This window comes from Cobetia sp. 1CM21F (assembly GCF_023161745.1).
Lineage (GTDB): Bacteria > Pseudomonadota > Gammaproteobacteria > Pseudomonadales > Halomonadaceae > Cobetia > Cobetia amphilecti.
This window is the reverse complement of the sequence record NZ_JALNTQ010000001.1, coordinates 564690-582728: the sequence shown is the minus strand read 5'-3', so window position 1 is coordinate 582728 and position 18039 is coordinate 564690. Positions and strand designations below refer to the sequence as shown.

Below are 18039 nucleotides of genomic sequence, written 5' to 3'. Positions count from 1 at the left end.
CAGATCAGGTACGCGTGCTGAATCTTTCAGCGACGTTCAATGCCTGCTTGAGCCTTGATGTCTGAGCACTGACGCTTGAGCACTGACGTTTGAGCACTGACGCCCGGACAGTGATGCCAAGCCGCAAGCTCAAGCCTGATTCAGCAGCAGGGTGTCACCGCGGCCGACCGCGTAGTACATCAGGCCAGCGGCCTTCATGGCGGTGGGCTCGAACAGGTTGCGGCCATCGACCACCACCGGGAAGCCGAGCTGGGACTTCAGCCACTGGCCATCCAGGGTGCGGAATTCCTTCCACTCGGTGCAGATCACCAGCGCATCGGCGCCCTTGACCGCCTGCTGACGGTCCGCGACCAGTACCAGCTCATCGCGCTCGCCGTAGATGCGGCGGCATTCCTTCATCGCTTCCGGGTCATAGGCCTGCACGGTCGCGCCAGCGGCCCACAGCGCTTCCATCAGCGTGCGGCTCGGCGCATCGCGCATGTCATCGGTGTTGGGCTTGAAGGCCAGACCCCAGACGGCGATGGTCTTGCCCTTGAGGTCGCCATCGAAGGCGCGTGACAGCTTGTCGAACAGGGTGACTTTCTGGCGCTTGTTGACAGATTCCACGGCGGTCAGCAGCTCGGCTTCATAGCCGATCTGGCTGGCAGTACGTGCCAGTGCCTGGACATCCTTCGGGAAGCAGGAGCCACCATAGCCACAGCCCGGATAGATGAAGTGGTAGCCGATACGCGGATCACTGCCGATGCCGCGACGCACTTCCTCGATGTCCGCACCCAGGCGCTCGGCCAGGTTGGATATCTCGTTCATGAAGCTGATCTTGGTGGCCAGCATGGCGTTGGCGGCATACTTGGTCAGCTCGGCGGCGCGCACATCCATGAACATCAGCTTTTCATGGTTGCGGTTGTAGGGGGCGTAGCATTCGCGCATACGCTCACGCACCGCTTCGGAATCGGTGCCGACCACGATGCGCGCGCCACGCGTGAAGTCGTCCAGCGCCGCGCCTTCCTTGAGGAATTCCGGGTTGGAGCAGACATCGAAATCGACGCTTGCACCACGGTCCTTGAGCACGTCCTTGACCCGCGCCTTGACACGGTCCGCCGTGCCCACCGGCACGGTGGACTTGTCGATGATGACCTTGTAGTCATTCATGTGCTCGCCGATGGTGGTGGCGACGGACAGCACGTACTTGAGGTCGGCGCTGCCGTCTTCATCCGGCGGCGTGCCCACGGCGATGAACTGCAGCACGCCATGCTCGACGGCTTCACGCGCGTCGGTGGTGAAGCTCAGGCGACCGGCTTCCACGTTGCGCAGCAACATGCCTTCAAGGCCCGGCTCATAGATGGGAATCTCGCCCTGCTTGAGACCCTCGATCTTGGCGGCGTCCACATCCATGCACACTACGTCGTGGCCGACGTCGGCCAGGCAGGTACCCGTGACCAGACCGACATAACCGCTTCCAAAAATCGTGATCTTCATTGATGTCATCCTTGCTGGCCTTGTCGCCAGATCGTGTCGTGATACTCAAAGTGAAACGAGGCAATGGCGGCAGAATCTCGTGCACACCTGACGGCTTTTCAGCGGCAATCGAGGTGGACTCCATGGCATTTCGCCGTAAAGTTCTGTTCCCTCATGACTCCCTCATGACTCCCTCGGGTTTCCCTCGGGTCTCTCTCAAGAGATGTCTTCGCAGGCGGAATTTCCCGCCTTCATTGGCCGAAAATGAAATGCCGACAATGTCCTGTGCAAGAGGATCCCCCCCCATTGAACAGCGATATTTCGTGACAGCGGCGCGAGGTTACCCAACCCACGGGCCAGAAGGCTCGCAGGTGATTGCAGGTAGACTGCAGGTAGCTCGCAGGGAAAAGACGCGCCGCTTGAGTCAGTGACGGGCAATCATCACTGCCCGAAGTGTGGCTCTGTTATAAAGCAACTTCGTGAAAAGTCATCCTGTCGGGCGCAATATGATCCAAAACATGACCCTATATAACTTGTGACTTATCTTTCTGACCCTGCCTGTCGCAACTTCCCTGATATGCCGCTTGATCAATTGACTACCCGGGCGGCAATGGCCATCTCATGGATGGCCATGCCTTCGCGCTAGAGTCGTCATCAAATCAGAGCCATCAGTCAATGAGAGCCATCAGCGGCGCGGCAGCCATCAGCGAAAGTAATGCTTCGCGAAGGTCGCCAGATGGCCATGCTTCATGGCGACCGGCGCCTTGCGCAGGAAAAAGGCCAATGACAACGGCGAGAAACGACTGCCGGTGGCACGGGCAAACATGCGCCCCTTGGTACGCGCCTTGGCCGGCGTGCTGTAGAAATCGCTGCCGGAGGTGACCCCCGCATGGGCAACGATGCCCAGATTGGCACGCATCAGACGCGCGCCCTGACGACGCGCATCGCTCAGCACGATGAACTCCTCGCCGGAGGGCTGATCGGTGCCCAGGCCGAACTGCTCATCGAAGCGTGCATGGAACTGGCAGAGATCCAGCGCCATGTCGACCGAGCGCACGCGCGCCAGTGACATCAGGCTGTGGGTCTTGAAGGACACCGGTGGCGCGGGCCGATCCGGGTCTCGCTCATGCAGCGGGAAGGCCTTGACGTGGGGAAAGCTGATCGCGGCCGCTTCGGTGCAGGTGAAGGCTTCCATCACCAGCGCGACGGCCTGGGGATGCAGTTCGATATCGTCATCCAGCACATAGGCGTAGCGCGTGCCACAGGCGGCCAGCGCCGTGTTGCGACTCTTCGACAGACCCCGCCCGTCGATCGCCAGGTACTCGAAACGGCTATCGAAATTGGCCAGCGCGTACTCGCGGTATTGCTCGCGGCGCGCGGGGTCTGACAGTTGATGCACGATCAAAAAGCGCGCCCCGGGCAGCGCATCATGACGCGGCACGCTGTAGAGGCCGTCATCCAGGGTCGAGATCAGGAAGGTCAGCTCCGGCACCTGGCGACGCGCGCTGTCATCCACCTGGCGTGCCCCGACCAGCACGCGCGGGCGCGAGTCGAGGGTCGGCTGCGCGCTTGCATCGGCATGGCGGGAAGCCGCCGTGGACTCGGTGGAAGGTGTCGCGGACGCCGCGACATCCTGTTCAACGATGTTTTGCATAACCGTTCACCGCGTAATGGACAAAGTTGCGACTGGCGCTGATCACATCCATCCCCAGCACCTCACGATACAGACGCCACTGATAGGCGGCGGCCTTGAACTTGTTGGACGACACGCTGCTTTCGCGACGCGTATAGCGCGCCAGCGGTTCCGGCATGCCCTGCGCCGGGCCCAGCTGACCGATGATGATCAGCCACAGCGCCAGGTCCTGACGCTTGCGGATCGTCGGCATGTAGAAGCGCCCGTAGCGACCGGCGTCATAGATGGCGGTCAGGCAGCCGATGGAGTTGGAGCGCAGCATGTCGTCACGCGTCAGGCGCTCGGGCGGTGCGAAGTACGAGACGTGCTCGCCCTGCTCATCGACCATCTCGTAGCCGGTGTAGGAGAGCCCGGCGCCGGTGTCCTGCATGAAGGCGATCTGACGTTCGATCTTCTCGGGCAGCCAGGCATCGTCGGCATCCAGAAAGGCGATGTAGCGGCCCTTGGCCTCGGCGATGGCACGGTTGCGAGCCCGGCCCGGGCCGCCGTTGGTGTCGGTTTCCAGCACGCGGATCTCGACGCCAGCGGTGTCCAGCGCCGCGAAGTCGTCACGCAGACGACTGGCGGCACCATCCGGTGAGGCATCGTCGCTGATCAGGATCTCGCGTACCGGCTCGCTCTGGGCCAGTACCGAGTCGACGGCGGCGTGCAGGCGGCGGTCATAGCCGTAGTTGGGCATGATGACGGAGACATCAGCCATGGGCCTTCTCCTCAAGCGGCTGTCGCTGAACGCGACGCGAGTGTGTGTCCGGGCGCGTGTCTGCGGATGAGTCCTGACGCGCCTGCCCGGTAGTCGCCGCATCGCCGGGCATCGGCGGCGCGAGACGCGAGATCAGACGCTGATATTGCGGCAACACCGCGTGCGCGCTGTAGCGGTCAAAGCTCTGCCATGCACCGCTTGAGAGGCGCAGCAGAAGCTCATCATCGAACTCGAGGCGCGCCAGCTCGTGGGCAAGCTCGGCGATGATGGCGGCATCTTCACTGCCATCCGGTTCCGCGCTGAGCATCCCGTCGCGGCCATGCTCGATCAGCGCCAGCGGGCCTGAGCGCACCGGGCGCGACAGGCACGGCAGCCCTTCACGCTTGGCCTCGATCACGTTCATCGGCAGGCATTCGCGCTCCGAGGTCAGCAGCAACAGGCGTGCACGCCGCAGCTCGTGGGAGACATCCCTGAGCGCGCCGGTGAACAGCACCTGAGTGCCGGCAGGCACCGTGCTGTCGTTGGCGCCCTGGAAGACGCGCAGGCCCAGCTCGTTGCACAGTGCCAGCAGGCGTTCACGCTCCGGGCCGTCACCGACCACCACCAGGCGACCGCGACGATAGCCGGAATCCGCGAAGGCACGAATCGCCAGATCGAGGCGCTTGATCGGCGCCAGACGCCCGACCATCACCACATCGACCTGATGCTCGCAGCCGCTGCGTGCCTCGTCCGCCTGCTGGTCATCCAGATAATTGGGAATCACCGTCGGCGTGAGGCCGCGGCGACGCCAGCATTCGGCATCGACCTCATTGAGCACCTGCAGCACGTCGAGGTGGCGATAGGCCAGCTGCTTGACGATGCGCTTGGCACGGCGGTCGTGATGATAGGCGCTGTGCTCCTGGGCGATGATGCGCGTGCGCGGACGCGGGCGCCCCTCGCCATCGACGCCACCGGTACCGCGCGCCGCCAGCTGCGCCGCCAGATGGAAGGCGAAGTAGCCACTGACCATCACCTCGATCCGCTCCTCCAGCATCAGGCGACGCAGGTGCGTCACCCAATGGCGGAAGTTCTGGCGCGTGCCGGTGGCCGGCAGCCCGAGGGTGCGATATTCGACACCCTCCAGACGCCCCCAGTAGGGCTCGCCTTCGCGCACCGAGACCAGCGTGACCCGGTGGCTGGCGTTCAGATCCCGCGCCAGACCATGCATCACCTTCTCGACGCCACCACAGGCACTGATGTCCTGAATCAACAGAGCGACATGTGCCATATCAGGCTCCTCGCACGACAGGCTCGCTGTCATGAGCGGCAGTCGCGCTGTTGTCGCCGGCAGGCGCATCCGTGGCCATGGCAGCAGCTGGCCTGGGCACCACCGGTGCCGGGAAGGCAGCGTCATTGAGCTTCAATTCACGCTGGCCCCAGACGCCGGCACGTCCCGGTGCGCGACGCAGGAAGTCACGCGTGATGTCGGCGGTGATCGCCAGCTTCTCGGCGATGACCTTCTCGGCCAGCGCCGGGAAGGCCTTGTCGGCGACCAGCTGTTCGATATCGGCCACGATGCGCGCCGGGTCGAAGTTCTCGATGTCCTGCACGCTGTCGCCGAGACCGAAGTCACGCATGATGCCCGGCGCCTTGGGCCCGCAGTAGGACAGCGCGTAGACCGGCGTGCCGGACATCAGCGCGAAGATGACCGAGTGGAAGCGGGTGCCGACCAGGAACTGGGCATCGCGGTAGAGATCGACCAGCGCGTCAGGGCTCGGATCGCCCTGTACCAGCTCGATACGCGTGGCGAGGTCTTCACCGCCCGCCGTGGCCAATGCCTTCTGCAGATGATCGAACACCAGCTGGGAGATGCGCTGGTCATTCTCGATATCGGTCGGGCCCAGCACGTGCGGCACCACCAGCAGGCGCTCGATGCCCAGACGCTCGCGGGATTCCAGCAGTGAGCGCGACAGCACCTCGACACGCTCGGCGAAGGCTTGCTGATCCAGGCCCCACCAGTCGCGCAGGGTGATCACGGCATACGGCGAGGCCACGCCATTCGGCGCCTTGACCGCGGCATGCTCGTCACTGGCGCGCGGTGCCATGGCGAAGGCCATGTCGGTGCCCAGCAGCGCGTGCGGCAGCTTCGGGTCGGCCTTCTGGGTCATGGCGTGGGTGATTTCCTCACGCGAGACCACCAGGCAATCGCTCAGGGTGCGCAGGAAGAAGCGCTCCTGGGCCGGGGTCTTGAACGGGCCGAAGGAGTGACCCAGCAGCAAGACGCGCTTGCCGGCCTTGCGGGCCAGCATCACCGGCGCCAGATAGCCGATCAGCGCCAGCCACGAGGACAGCGTCTTCTTGAAGCTGCCGTTGTGGAAGATATGACCGCCCTTGACGACCACCAGGTCCGCGGCGTCGATGATGTCGTTGCCACTCTTGCCCTGCTTGCCGAACATCATCTTGGCGCCCAGGCCCAGCAGCGAGGTCACGAAGCGCAGCTTGTCACGCATCGGCGGCATCAGCGGCTGGCCGACGGTGACGCGTTCACGGTAGCGGCGACGAATATGGCGGAACGGGCCGCGCTCGGTGGCGAACACCTGATCATCGATGGGCAGGATGTCGATGCGGTGGCCTTCGGCCTTGGCCACACCGGCACCGGAGACATCGCTGCGACCCTGTTCGGCATCGATCAGCTGATCGAGGAAGTCGATGGTGCCCATCAGGATGGCGGAGTCGCCCTTGTTGTCGTCATGCCATCCGTGCGTCATGCATATCTTGGCCATGCTGTTCGTCCTTCTGTCCGTAATGTCGCGATTCGAACGCGCGATGCCTGAGGGCTGTGTCTGCATGCCCGGCATCGCCGTCATGTCATCAACCGGAAAGCGCAGATGCTGACCTTCCGATTCCTGCTGCGCTCGTGAAGCCCGGTCAGGCTCAGGCACTCGCCGCAGCGTTGTCTTCGTGTGCCTTGCCGCCACGGGAGAGTGATGGCTGAAAGAGGATCGCCATCGCCAGCATCACCACTTCGGCGGCGACCGGCACACACAGGAAGAGGCTGTAGAGATCGACGCCCAGAAGGCTGCCGGTGTCGCCGGACGCGTTGCCCAGCGAGTGATTGAGCGCCGCGATCGCAAGGCCCCCGCCGACCACCAGGGTGGCGCCGGTGCTCTGGCACAGCAGGCGCTTGCCGTTGAGGCGCAGCGCGGCCAGACGCGTGAAGGCGCAGGTGACGAAGGCGTGCACCAGATAGACCAGCGCGAAGGCGCGCAGCGTCAGGGTCAGGCGCGGGTAGGCGCCGCTCAGGAAGTGTTCCGCCAGCCACGGCGCGATCAGCGCCAGTCCTCCCGCCACCGGCAGCGCGAAGCCACTGGCGATGACCAGGTACTCCTTGAGGCGCGCATCGCCGTGGGTCAGCTTGGGCAGGTAGTAGCGATACAGGCTGGTGGGGAACACATAGAGCGCGAACACGATGGAGGTCACCACCGAGACACTGGCCACCTGAGCGGGCGCAAACGCCAGCCCGGCCAGAATCACCCAGGCCTGCAGGTAGGCGAACGACATCAGGTTGTTGTAGAGAAAGCCGCGACCGCGCGCGAAATCCGCCTTGCTCGGCAGGCGACGCTGGCCCGCGCCCTCTTGGTCCGCGCCCTCATGGCCCGCCGCCGCGTCGGCCTCGGCCCGGGCATCCGCTAGCGCATCACGCGACAGCCACATGCCCAGCGCCATCACGATGACCAGCGCGATGGCGCTGACCATCACGAAGGTCGGCACCGGCGCCAGGCCGAACATGCCGGCGGGGGTGGTCAGGTCAGCGCTGAACTCGGCGCCGGTGACAAGCTCGACGCCCTGATGATAGAGCGCCGGCCCCGCGGCGCAGGCGACCGCGATCGCCACCGCCAGCGAGATCAGCACCGTCATCAGATTGACGCGCCCCAGGCGCTCCTGACGCTGCAGGCGCGAGTTGATCATCTGCAGGCCGACCTGCTCCGCCGCGGCGCGCAGCGCACAGAAGGCGAAGATGAAGGCCGACAGGCCCAGCAGCGGCGCGATGCCGACGGCGAAGCCGATCGCCAGCAAGGCATACAGCGAGATGCCGACGCCCATCCAGCGGCGCAGTGCCGACGCGCTGGCACCGTCGCGGGTGACCAGCAACACCTCGTTGCCGCCCATGCGCGCCAGTACGCCCAGCAGTACCGCGTAGTTGAGGGCCAGCGCGTATTCACCGAAGGCCTCCGGCGCCACGGCACGCGCCAGCAGCAGGCCCGCGGCGGAGGACAGGCCGCGCGCCATCAGATTGAACAGCGAGAAGATCAGCGCTTCGCTCATGACTGGCCTCCGTTGCCGACGACCAGGGCTTCATCGCTGAGGAAATAGAACTCGTAGTTGTTCAAGAAATCGTGGTCCTGATTGCCGGCCGCCACCTTCAGCGACATGAAGAACAGCGCCATCATCAGCACGCCGCTGATCAGGCTGGGCAACAGCTTGTCGCGGAAATGCTCGATCACGTCACAGATGACGAAGATGGCGAACGGCAGGAAATAATAGCTGGCACGTGCCACATGCTCACCGTAGGTGATGAACAGGGTGTAGAGCGCCACGCCGATGAACATCAGGTTGAAGGCCCAGGGGTCCAGTGACAGGCGGAAATGCTTCCACATCACCAGAGTGCCCAGGCAGATCAACAGGTAGATGACGTAGAGCTTCTCGCCACCGCCGGAGAAATCCTCGAAATAATGCGCATAGAGGCCCAGCGCACTGAGAATGCTCTTGGCCAGCGGCCCGGCCACGAAACACAGTGGCAGCAGCCCCAGGTAGAGCCAGAACGGGTAGGCACGACGCAGCAGCGGATAGATCACCAGCAGGGGCAGATACAGTGCCAGGGTGTAGTGGAAGCTGGTGCCGACAAGCATCAGCACCAGCGCGGGCAGCCGCATGCCACGCTCCAGACACGCCATCGCCAGCATGAACAGCGCAATCGCCACGTGCTGCTTCACGAACCCGAAGGCCGACAGATAGATCAGCGGCAGGCAGACGAAGAACAGCAGGCACCAGGCCAGATTGCGACGGCTCATCACCAGTGCCGAGACGAAGCACGACACGTAGAGGATGGCGGTGATGATGAAGAACAGCTGCGGCTCGCCCCAGGCCCGCGCCATGCGTGCCAGGGCAGCAGGTGCGGGCTCGAGAAAGCTCAGGTCGACCTGCCAGGTGGCCATCTGGCGGTACGAGAAGTAGTCGTACCCTGCGTCGTAACGCAATGCCATGAACGCCAGACACAACCCACCGGCCAACCAGGCACCCACCATGCGGGTGCGCTCGTTGGCGGCCAGCGGCAGGATTGCCACCAGCAGGGCCATGAAGCCGACGTAATAGCCACTGACGGTCAGCATGCTCAGCGTGCCCCGAAGCCGGTCAGCATGGTCTTGATGGTACGGCCGACGATCAGCAGGTCGAGCCACACGGAGAAGCGCTTGATGTAGTAGAAGTCGTGCTCGAGCTTCTCGCGGGTCTCGTCGGCGTCAGAGGCATAGCCCTGAGTGACCTGCGCCCAGCCGGTGATGCCCGGACGCACCACGTGACGGTAGTTGTAGAACGGAATCTGTTCGGCGAATTCATTCACGAACTTGACCTGCTCCGGACGCGGGCCGATCAGGCTCATCTCGCCCTTGAGCACGTTGATGAACTGCGGCAGCTCATCGATGCGGGTCTTGCGGATCACGCGACCGATGCGGGTCACGCGCATGTCATTGGCCTGGGCGAACTGGGCGCCGGTCTTCTCGCTGTCATGGCACATGCTGCGGAACTTGAACATGCGATACGGACGACCGCCCTGGCCGACACGTTCCTGGACGAAGAACACGCCACCCGGCGAATCGAGACGGATCAGCACGGCGGTCACCAGGCAGATCGGCAGCACGAACGGCGCCACGGCGAGCACGGCCAGCATGTCGAACAGGCGCTTGAACAGCTCATATTCACTGTTGGGGGCCAGCTGACCGAAGCTGTTCTCACGCACCTGATCGAGCTCGACACGGCCGGTCAGCGACTCGCGGACTTCGCTGGCGTCATAGACCGGGATGCGATGCAGCACGCAGTTGGCCAGGAAACGCTGCCATTCTGCCGGCATGTCGGCTTCCAGATCGGCGACCACGCCGTTGTAGCGCTCTTCGCCGAGATCCGGCGCGCGCATCAGGTTCCAGCGTGCCCCACGGGTGGTGAACAGGCTGCGATAGTCACCGAAGGGCACCACGGCCAGCTTGCGGATACGGGTGCGCTGCTCGGCCCAGAAGCCGATGGAGCAGATCAGCATCGCCGCCAGCCAGGAGCTGCCGAGCACGATGCGGCTGAAGCGCAGATCCAGCGCGATCAGCACGCTCATCGCCAGCAGATAGCTGATGGTGATGGCCGGCAGCACGTAGGCGAAGGCCTTGGCGCCGGGGTAGCGCGACATGTGACGAATCGCCTGCAATGCGAGCAGGAAGCCGCCGCTGGCGGCGATGACACTGTGCATGCGCATCTCGCTGACCCACGGGCGCAGGCCATTGATCAGCAGCAGCGGGACACCCACTGCCAGAATCAGACCGACGATGGCCTGACACAGCGAGTTGAACATCAGTCGCTCGTACATGCGGGAGTGGCGCTGACGCCCTTCCAGCCCGGAGCTTGCATGGTTCGTCGTGGTATTCATATGCCGTTACCCCCTTGGCTTGCGTTCGTGTTGTGGTTCCGTTCATCACGCTCGGAGCCGCTGGTGCCGTCGCTCGACGGCGTGCTACCCGATGCTTCACCCGTACTGCCTCGGCTCTCGCCTCGACTGCCGATCCCCACTGCCAACGAGGCACGCAGTCTCGGACATCGGGTTCGCGGGCTCTAATGCAAGTGGTCGCTAACCCTTGGCGCCACCCTGGTACTGATAATCGTGATAGCTGTAGCCGTAGCTGTAGGTCGTGGTGGCCTTGCGCTCGACGGCATTGAGAATCGCGCCATCGACGTGCACGCCACTGGAGGCGAAGCGCTCCAGTGCCGCTTCGATTTCCTTGGGCGAGTTATGCATGAAGCGCGTCACCATCACGCTGACACCGCACTGCTTGCCGACGATGGCGGCATCGGTGACGGCCAGGATCGGCGGTGTATCGACGATGACCATGTCGAAGTTGGCGCTGGCCCACGTCAGCAGGTCGCTGAAGCGTGACTGCAGCAGCAGCTCCGACGGATTGGAGGGCGAGGTGCCGCGCGCCACGTAGCACAGGTTGCTCGGCGCGCCATTGGCGGCCACCCCTTCGCCAGGCGCCGCAGAGGCGGTCTCGGACATCGCCAGACTCGGATCAGTGATGCCACGCACGATGCTGTCGCGGTCGGCCTTGCCGAGCAGGAAGTCGCTCAGGCCCGGCGCGGCGTCGCTGTGCTGGACACCCGCCATGCTCTGGTGGACATGGCCGCGGCGCATGTCGGCATCGATGACCAGCACCCGATTGCCGGCCTGGGCACAGACGGCGGCCAGGTTGGCGGACACGAAGCTCTTGCCGATGCCCGGGCTCGGGCCACAGATCATCAGGCGATTGTCGGGGGCTTCCATCATCGCGAAGTGCAGGCTGGTGCGCAGACCGCGCAGACCCTCGATGGAGAGATCCGCCGGATTGCGGATCGCCAGCAGACCCGGCGCGACATTGTCATTGGCCGCTGCGGCGACACCACGCCCGGTGAAGCGCTTGAAGCCACGCGCCAGACGACGGTTGAGGCGTGCCTGTTCTTCGGAGAGCGGCAGGGTCGCGTGGACATTGAGACCCAGGTCGGACAGCTCCGACGGCGTCTCGATACCGCGATGCAGCATGGAGCGCAGCAGCACGAAGACCACTCCGAGCATGCCGCCCAGCAGGGTCGCGATCACCACGATCATCGCCTTGCGCGGGCTGATCGGATGCGGCTGTGCGACGGCCTCGTCCAGAATGCGGATATTGCCGATGGTGCTGGCCTGGGCGATGTTCATTTCCTGGGTCTTGTTGAGCAGCTGCACGTAGATCTGCTGATTGACCTCGACTTCACGCTCCAGACGCAGGATTTCCTGCTGGGTGTCCGGCAAGTCACCGACCTGCTTCTCCAGCTCCTTGCGGGTGCGCTGCAGGTCTGCACGCTTCTTGCGCAGCGCCACGTAGTTGGGGTGACTGGGATTGAACTTGCCGGACAGCTCCGCTTCTTCCAGCTGGGTCTCGTTGATCTGATTGTCGATATTGACCAGCTGCTCAAGCACCGACTTGGTCTCGAGATCCAGATTCACGCTATCGCTCTTGCCGCGATAGGCATTGAGACGGTTCTCGGCCACTTCGAGGCGCTCACGCACCGTCGGCACCTGCTTCTTGAGAAACTCGAGCGACTTCTCGGCTTCGGCGGACTGACGCTCGATGTTCTGCTGCTGGTAGGTATCGGTGATGCGCTGCAGGGTCTGCTGGGTACGCAGCGGGTCTTCGCCGACCAGCGCCAGGCCCAGTACACCGGTTTCCTTGCCCATCTCGGCCACCGCGAAGCGCGAACGCAGCGCGTTGGTCGCTTCCAGGGTCGACTGATGCATCAGCGTGAATTCAGCGCCCCTGGCCGCGTCCAGTGCGCTGACCTTGAGCGTCACCTCGCCCAGCGGGCCATCGAAGCGTGAGGCTTCGCCGACCACACCGGTGCCCAGCGCATCGCCGTCGTACTGCAATTCGTACTCACCGCCCTCTCCCAGCGACACCAGCGTCAGCGGCACATCGTCCCAGGCCGCCGGCACTTCCAGGCTGGCCACGTCGATCGACTCGCCGGCCCAGACCATGCTGGAACCGGCAAGCCAGCTCGGACGCGCGAATTCGTGGGTGCGCAGGAAGGTGCCGATCAGCGGGTACTGATACGGCTTGACCACCAGATCCAGCTGCTCCTTCTTGACCGTCTCACCCAGCACCAGGCGTGAGGTGATGATCTGGATCTCGGACTCGGACGGCGGCGCCTCGCCACGCAGCAGGCTGGAGACATCACGCAGCGGGTTCATGTTGCCGCCGCCCTCCTCGACCTGCACCAGCGCATCGGCCTTGTAGATCGGAGTGGCCAGCAGCGCGTAGAGCACCGCCAGCACGGTGAAGGTGCCGGTGATCAGCGCCAGCGTCAGACGGCTGTCATACAGCTGGCCCAGCATGCGGCCGAGATCAAGACTAGTGCGCGCGGGCACGCTTGACGACTCGCTGGCCGAGGCCTGACGCGTGGTGTGGGAATTGCGGTTCGACATCGTTGGGTCACTCTCCTGGTGTCCTGCCCGGCCACGGCGGTGCCGGGCAGGGACGCCTTGACGACCCCTCGCCTTACTGGCCGAGGGTATCGAGGTTGTCCTGGATTTCGGTGCTGTAGTAGATGGAACTCACCGTCGGCAGCAGCTGGGTGATCACACGGTTCCAGCGCGAGACCGGTGCGGCGGTGACATAGACGACGTCCTGCGGCTTGAGGCCGAAGTCCGCGCCCAGAATCAGCGCCGTGGAATTGCGCGCATCCAGCTGATAGACGGTGGCCAGCTTCTCGGGGTCTTCACGATCACGACGGATGACGAAGATGCCCGACGCATCGGCGGAGTTTTCCTTGATGCCGCCGGCACGCGCGATGGCATCGGTCAGCGAGATCGGGCTTCTGCCCAGCGGCAGGCTGATGGACTTGTCCACCTCGCCCATCACGAACACCTTCTGGGTACCGACGTCCGGCACGTAGAGGGTGTCGCCATCCTTGAGCAGGCGGTCATTGCCCGCCTCATCGTTGGCGCCATTGCGCTCGGCCAGCAGCTCATAGAGGGAGATGGTGGTCTCTTCGCCATTGCGCTTGAGTACCACGTTGTGCCAATCGGCGTCTTCGGACAGACCGCCCGCCGCCGCGATGGCGTCCAGCAGGCTCAGCGGCACATCGCTGATCGGTTGCACGCCGGGAGACTGGACCTCGCCGGTGATCCGCACCTTCTGGCTGCGGAAGGCGGCGACCTTGACGTCGATCTGCGGCGCATTCAGGTAGGGCTGCAGCTTCTCGCCGAGATCACGGCGAATCTGGTCCAGCGTCATGCCACTGACCTTGACGCGACCGACATAGGGATAGAACAGCGTGCCATCGGCGTGCACGACGTTGCCGGCTTCCTGCGCACTGCGCTCGGAACCCGTCGGCAAGGTCAGCTCGGGATGGTCATAGACGATGATGGTCAGGATGTCGCCGGGGCCGACACGGTACTGATAGTCCGGTGCCAGGCTGGCGCGCGTGCTGCTGTTGAGCTCCTGGGCCAGCGCCTTTTCAAGCTCACGACGCTGCCTGTCATCGCCACTGGACTGGCGTGATTCGGCGTCTGCGCGCGCCTGGGCCTTGATCAGGCCAAAGGTGATCGGTTCCACATCGACGATGTCGTCCACCGGCGCAGCGCTGGTGTCGTAGTCGATGTTGCCACCGGGGGCGAAGACGCACCCGGCGAGCCCGGTGAGGGCGCCGATGCTCAAGCTGGCGCCCAGAAGTCGTGCTATCAGTGCATTTTTCATCTGAAGTCCGTTGAGTCGACAGGCCCGATGACCCGGCACCCCAGTGCCATGATCATCGCGCCTTCCCCCGCCGCACATGGCCGCCGGGATGGATTCGATAACGTCTTCAGTTCCTGCTGCGTCATGCGTGTCGCCGGCCTTGCCTGGCTGTCACGCGGCTGCCGAGGGTGGGCCCTCGTGCATTTAGGTACCGGACCCTGGCGGTCTCGGCGTCTTGCGACTGACGTTTTGCGACTGGCTGCTACGACCTCATTCACGCTGCGCCAGTGTGAGCCGCAACGCTTACAGCGATATTTCCGCCATATGAATCATGCACATGGCTTGTCATATCCCGCCGTCATCCCCAGTCAGAATGTAGGCGTATCGTTCAAGATACTCAGAACAGGACCCTGAACCGCAACCGACGATGCTCAGACGGAAGGTGCATTCAATGTGCTTTCCACTTGCGGCTCTGACACCACTCTCTGCATGGCGGCCTTCATGCCACTCTTGCTGTCATTTGGGCAATATCTTAAGCGCCCTTGCAGAGCAAACTTTCTGTAGTTTTTTTACCGAAATGCGGCACACCTCTTTCGACCACAGCCCACGACCCATGGAGCTGCCAGAGGATCTGCCGCTGAATCAGTAATACCAATGCCGTGGCATCGCCGTGCATTGGATCACGCCATTCGTGGCGTTTTTGGCAAGGTGACCAAACCCTGTCTGCCGTGCATTTTACCTGATACACGCCTCCCGCCAATCAGTGCTCTGTTACAAAAATCCAATAAAAACATTGGTTTGTAGCACCGCAAGTACGCTCGATGTCGCCACTTCCACGAAAGACGCGTTGCCGATGGCAGACACCTCAAACCCCATTTCGTCGGCAATGCGACACACTCAAGCGCAGGATTCCAGTCGCCACGCGGACCCCGTCTGGCGTAGCGCCCGGTGGAACATCGACAGCCACGTCGCCAATCATCCACACCCCAATTACTCTTTTTTACATAAATAATCCTCAAGCGATCAACGCGAATAATACGCAAGGCTTCACGCTAGACAGTTCACATATTCTCGTTAACATGAGCCTCGCTTTGCCACGACTCATCGGCTTTGTGTCTGTGCGGAGAAGGACTTCCTGCATCAACCGCTCAGCGGCTGACACCTGACAGGGCTGTCAGGCGCAGACAGCAAGGCGCAACGATGAATTTCGGCAAGCGCATGACCAGGGAATACGGTCATGACAGGAACACCTCAGGACGAGGTCGCGCCACGGAGGATGCCAAGGATGGTGTCAGGGACGGCGCTCTTCTCCTCTATCGATATCTTCAGCAGCAGGTTGGATGATCGCCAGCATCTGCTGGCAGCCTCGACGCCGATGCCTCAGTCCTTGAGTCATCACGCCGTGGTCTGACATCCCTGCCTGGTCGGCTGACCGCCGACAATGCTCATCAAGGAGAGTTATCCATGCGCAAGACACATCTCGGAGCCATCATCGGCCTGACAGGTGCCCTGCTTCTCGCTGGCAATGCCATCGCGGAAGAAGAAGCGCCTCAGGGTGCGACCGGCACGACTGGGACTACCGGCACCACTGGGACTACTGGCACGACCGGCACCACTGGTACGACCGGGACGACCGGCACGACTGGGACTACCGGCACCACCGGCACCACCGGCACGACCGGCACGACTGGGACTACCGGCACCACTGGTACGACTGGGACCACTGGCACTACCGGCACTGTGCCGACAGGTAGCGCAGCCGGCACCGGCACTGCCAGCCAGAATGCCACCGGCAGCGTGACGCCGAGCGCCAGCAGCGGCAGCGTCGCTGCAGGTGCGGCCACCGGCACCGTCGGCGGCGGCACCGGCACGACCGGTACCACCGGGACAACCGGGACAACCGGCACCACTGGTTCAACCGGGACTCGCTGATGAAGACGGCACGTGCGACGCAACGCTTCACGTTCTCAAGCCCTGCACGGAACACGGCGGCTACCTCGGTGGTCTCCCGTGCTCTGCGCAGCAGGTCGTTGGCGGCATTCGGCACCCTCGCGTGTCTGGTGTCGCTTTCCGGCTGCGCCCAGATCGTCTCGAGTTCGCTCGGTGACGTGATGGGCAAGGACGAGTTTGACGCCACACGTGCCAGCGAGCTGCCCTATGCCTCTCTCAAGCTGAAGCATGCCAACAGCACCGCGCTGGTGGTTCTGGCGACGCTGGAAGGCAATGGGCGCATCGCGCGTTTCGAGAGTCGCGACCGCGGCATCCTCGAATTGCGCGATGGCGTCCTGTCCGCCACTTCAGGCTTTGCGCGTGATGTGGCAGACAGGCGTGAACAAAGTACTACCGGGCGCGCTCTGGCGCGTCCGGCCTGGTTGATGGCCAGTGGCACGACCTATCAGGTCAGTGTCAGTGCGCTGTCCCCCTACCCGCGTCGGCTGGAGCGTCAGGATGCCGCCTCCACCGGCAGCCAGCGCCAGGACGACGTCGCCGTGATGCAGGTACACGAGGCCACGGCGCGACTCGAATGCGAGACCGCCGCCCCCTATTCGCTGCCGCTGGCAGAACTGCCGCTGCAGCACTGCCGCGAGATTCTGAGCTGGGACGACGGCAGCACCACGCGCAATGACCTGTGGCGCGACGAGAATCGCGTCTGGGCGGCCGACATGACGGCCTGGCCCGATGGCCCGCGGTTCGGTTGGGAGGTCGCCAAGGCATGGTGATCCCCGTCTTCTCATCACTGGCCCGCCTGTCATCACTGGCCCGTCTGAACAGCGCCGCCCTCCTGCTGCCACTAGGGCTGAGCGCACTGCTGGCCGCGCCCCTGTCGACCGCCGATGACACCCCGCTGCCGTTCAGTGCCGCGAGCACGCCGCTGGCCAGTCAGGTGCTGCAGGCGCAATGGGATGGCCTGGCGCCATCCAAAGCGCTGGATTGGCGCTACAGCTTCGTCAGCACGCCGCTGATTCGCCAGCAGATGGCCGCGCGGGCCAACCGTGTCAGCGCCGAGCTCGAACTGATCGCGGCGCGCTACGCCGTCGGCGCGAAGGACGAAAGCCCTCAGGCGCGTTACGCCGAGGCGTTGCAGGCCTGGCAGGCCTATGTCGAGCAGGGCCGCGCGCCGGACACTGACGCCGTGGTGGCACGCCTGCCCGGTCAGCTCGACCCGCGTCGCGACATGCGCGACGGCCCGCAGGCGATTCGCATCGCCCCGGGCATGGTGGTCGGGGCCTGCCAGGCGCCGCGCAGCGTGGTGATTCTGGACGCCACCGGCGTTCACGAACGCAAGTGGACGCCGAATCTCAGTCTGGACGCGCTGATCGACGAGCGCGCCGCTGCCGGCGGCATCGGGCCAGCCGTCGAGGTCAGCCTGGTGACGCCGCAGGGCCAGGTGCTGACCCGCCCGGTGGCGAGCTGGAATCGTCTGACCAGCGGCGACGCCGATCTGCCCGTCGCTCCCGGCGCCAGCGTGGTGATCAGCACGCCGGGCATCGATACCTCGCAGCAGTGGGTGAACGAGGCGCTACCGGCCTGGCTTGCCAGCCGCCTGCCGGGCCATGCCTGCCAGAGCTGGCAGCTGGACGCCGCGAAGCTGCCGACGCCCCCGCGCTAGCCGGCGAGGCTGCCCCGGCGCAGCACACTGCGCCTGACCCGCGAACCCAATCCCTTATTCACGTACGTGAGCCGCTGGCTTGCGTGCATGCGAGACGCCC

13 protein-coding genes are annotated in these 18039 nt (G+C 64.1%); 3 read left to right on the top strand and 10 right to left on the bottom strand.

What is annotated here, in order from left to right:
- Positions 1-129 precede the first annotated feature (129 nt).
- The 10 genes from MSG32_RS02425 to MSG32_RS02380 form a co-directional block, all read right to left on the bottom strand.
- The gene (locus MSG32_RS02425; RefSeq protein ID WP_248377320.1) at positions 130-1476 is read right to left on the bottom strand and encodes a UDP-glucose/GDP-mannose dehydrogenase family protein; all 1347 of its coding nucleotides are present in this window, start codon (positions 1474-1476) and stop codon (positions 130-132) included.
- Positions 1477-2158: 682 nt separating this feature from the next.
- A complete protein-coding gene (locus MSG32_RS02420; RefSeq protein WP_248377318.1) occupies positions 2159-3109 on the bottom strand; it encodes a glycosyltransferase family A protein in 951 nt (316 codons plus the stop codon).
- Positions 3093-3848 carry a glycosyltransferase family 2 protein gene (locus tag MSG32_RS02415; RefSeq protein ID WP_043334128.1) on the bottom strand — a complete coding sequence of 252 codons (756 nt, stop codon included), beginning with the start codon at positions 3846-3848 and terminating at the stop codon, positions 3093-3095. Before MSG32_RS02415 ends, MSG32_RS02420 begins: the two co-directional genes overlap by 17 nt.
- Positions 3841-5115 carry a glycosyltransferase gene (locus MSG32_RS02410; RefSeq protein ID WP_248377316.1) on the bottom strand — a complete coding sequence of 425 codons (1275 nt, stop codon included), beginning with the start codon at positions 5113-5115 and terminating at the stop codon, positions 3841-3843. The genes MSG32_RS02415 and MSG32_RS02410 overlap by 8 nt, the downstream gene beginning before the upstream one ends.
- A gap of 1 nt (position 5116) precedes the next feature.
- Positions 5117-6610 (bottom strand): polysaccharide pyruvyl transferase family protein, encoded by a 1494-nt coding sequence (locus MSG32_RS02405; RefSeq protein ID WP_248377314.1) that lies wholly within the window; start codon positions 6608-6610, stop codon positions 5117-5119.
- Between the two features lie 151 nt (positions 6611-6761).
- Entirely contained in the window at positions 6762-8153 is a 1392-nt protein-coding gene (locus tag MSG32_RS02400; protein ID WP_248377312.1) for a hypothetical protein, read from the bottom strand.
- On the bottom strand, positions 8150-9217 hold the full coding sequence (locus tag MSG32_RS02395; RefSeq protein WP_131432419.1) for an EpsG family protein: 1068 nt from the start codon (positions 9215-9217) through the stop codon (positions 8150-8152). The genes MSG32_RS02400 and MSG32_RS02395 overlap by 4 nt, the downstream gene beginning before the upstream one ends.
- Before the next feature lie 2 nt (positions 9218-9219).
- Positions 9220-10515 carry a sugar transferase gene (locus MSG32_RS02390; RefSeq protein WP_052384635.1) on the bottom strand — a complete coding sequence of 432 codons (1296 nt, stop codon included), beginning with the start codon at positions 10513-10515 and terminating at the stop codon, positions 9220-9222.
- A gap of 198 nt (positions 10516-10713) precedes the next feature.
- The gene (locus MSG32_RS02385; RefSeq protein WP_248377310.1) at positions 10714-13077 is read right to left on the bottom strand and encodes a GNVR domain-containing protein; all 2364 of its coding nucleotides are present in this window, start codon (positions 13075-13077) and stop codon (positions 10714-10716) included.
- Between the two features lie 73 nt (positions 13078-13150).
- A complete protein-coding gene (locus tag MSG32_RS02380) occupies positions 13151-14350 on the bottom strand; it encodes a polysaccharide export protein (protein WP_213114537.1) in 1200 nt (399 codons plus the stop codon).
- A 1443-nt stretch (positions 14351-15793) separates the two neighbouring features.
- Here MSG32_RS02380 and MSG32_RS02375 point away from each other — a divergent pair.
- Genes MSG32_RS02375 through MSG32_RS02365 form a run of 3 tightly spaced genes read left to right on the top strand, consistent with a single transcriptional unit; the run spans position 15794 to position 17939 of the window.
- Positions 15794-16261, top strand: coding sequence for a hypothetical protein (locus MSG32_RS02375; RefSeq protein ID WP_248377308.1), 468 nt, complete (start codon positions 15794-15796; stop codon positions 16259-16261).
- Positions 16261-17049 carry a YjbF family lipoprotein gene (locus MSG32_RS02370; protein ID WP_248377306.1) on the top strand — a complete coding sequence of 263 codons (789 nt, stop codon included), beginning with the start codon at positions 16261-16263 and terminating at the stop codon, positions 17047-17049. Before MSG32_RS02375 ends, MSG32_RS02370 begins: the two co-directional genes overlap by 1 nt.
- Positions 17043-17939: a hypothetical protein gene (locus MSG32_RS02365; RefSeq protein ID WP_248377304.1), complete on the top strand. Its 897-nt coding sequence runs from the start codon at positions 17043-17045 to the stop codon at positions 17937-17939. The genes MSG32_RS02370 and MSG32_RS02365 overlap by 7 nt, the downstream gene beginning before the upstream one ends.
- Positions 17940-18039: the final 100 nt, after the last annotated feature.

Excerpts from the sequence above, each read along its gene's own strand:
- MSG32_RS02425 (WP_248377320.1), bottom strand. The coding sequence starts at position 1,476 with ATGAAGATCACGATTTTTGGAAGCGGTTATGTCGGTCTGGTCACGGGT.
- MSG32_RS02420 (WP_248377318.1), bottom strand. The coding sequence starts at position 3,109 with ATGCAAAACATCGTTGAACAGGATGTCGCGGCGTCCGCGACACCTTCC.
- MSG32_RS02415 (WP_043334128.1), bottom strand. The coding sequence starts at position 3,848 with ATGGCTGATGTCTCCGTCATCATGCCCAACTACGGCTATGACCGCCGC.
- MSG32_RS02410 (WP_248377316.1), bottom strand. The coding sequence starts at position 5,115 with ATGGCACATGTCGCTCTGTTGATTCAGGACATCAGTGCCTGTGGTGGC.
- MSG32_RS02405 (WP_248377314.1), bottom strand. The coding sequence starts at position 6,610 with ATGGCCAAGATATGCATGACGCACGGATGGCATGACGACAACAAGGGC.
- MSG32_RS02400 (WP_248377312.1), bottom strand. The coding sequence starts at position 8,153 with ATGAGCGAAGCGCTGATCTTCTCGCTGTTCAATCTGATGGCGCGCGGC.
- MSG32_RS02395 (WP_131432419.1), bottom strand. The coding sequence starts at position 9,217 with ATGCTGACCGTCAGTGGCTATTACGTCGGCTTCATGGCCCTGCTGGTG.
- MSG32_RS02390 (WP_052384635.1), bottom strand. The coding sequence starts at position 10,515 with ATGAATACCACGACGAACCATGCAAGCTCCGGGCTGGAAGGGCGTCAG.
- MSG32_RS02385 (WP_248377310.1), bottom strand. The coding sequence starts at position 13,077 with ATGTCGAACCGCAATTCCCACACCACGCGTCAGGCCTCGGCCAGCGAG.
- MSG32_RS02380 (WP_213114537.1), bottom strand. The coding sequence starts at position 14,350 with ATGAAAAATGCACTGATAGCACGACTTCTGGGCGCCAGCTTGAGCATC.
- MSG32_RS02375 (WP_248377308.1), top strand. The coding sequence starts at position 15,794 with ATGCGCAAGACACATCTCGGAGCCATCATCGGCCTGACAGGTGCCCTG.
- MSG32_RS02370 (WP_248377306.1), top strand. The coding sequence starts at position 16,261 with ATGAAGACGGCACGTGCGACGCAACGCTTCACGTTCTCAAGCCCTGCA.
- MSG32_RS02365 (WP_248377304.1), top strand. The coding sequence starts at position 17,043 with ATGGTGATCCCCGTCTTCTCATCACTGGCCCGCCTGTCATCACTGGCC.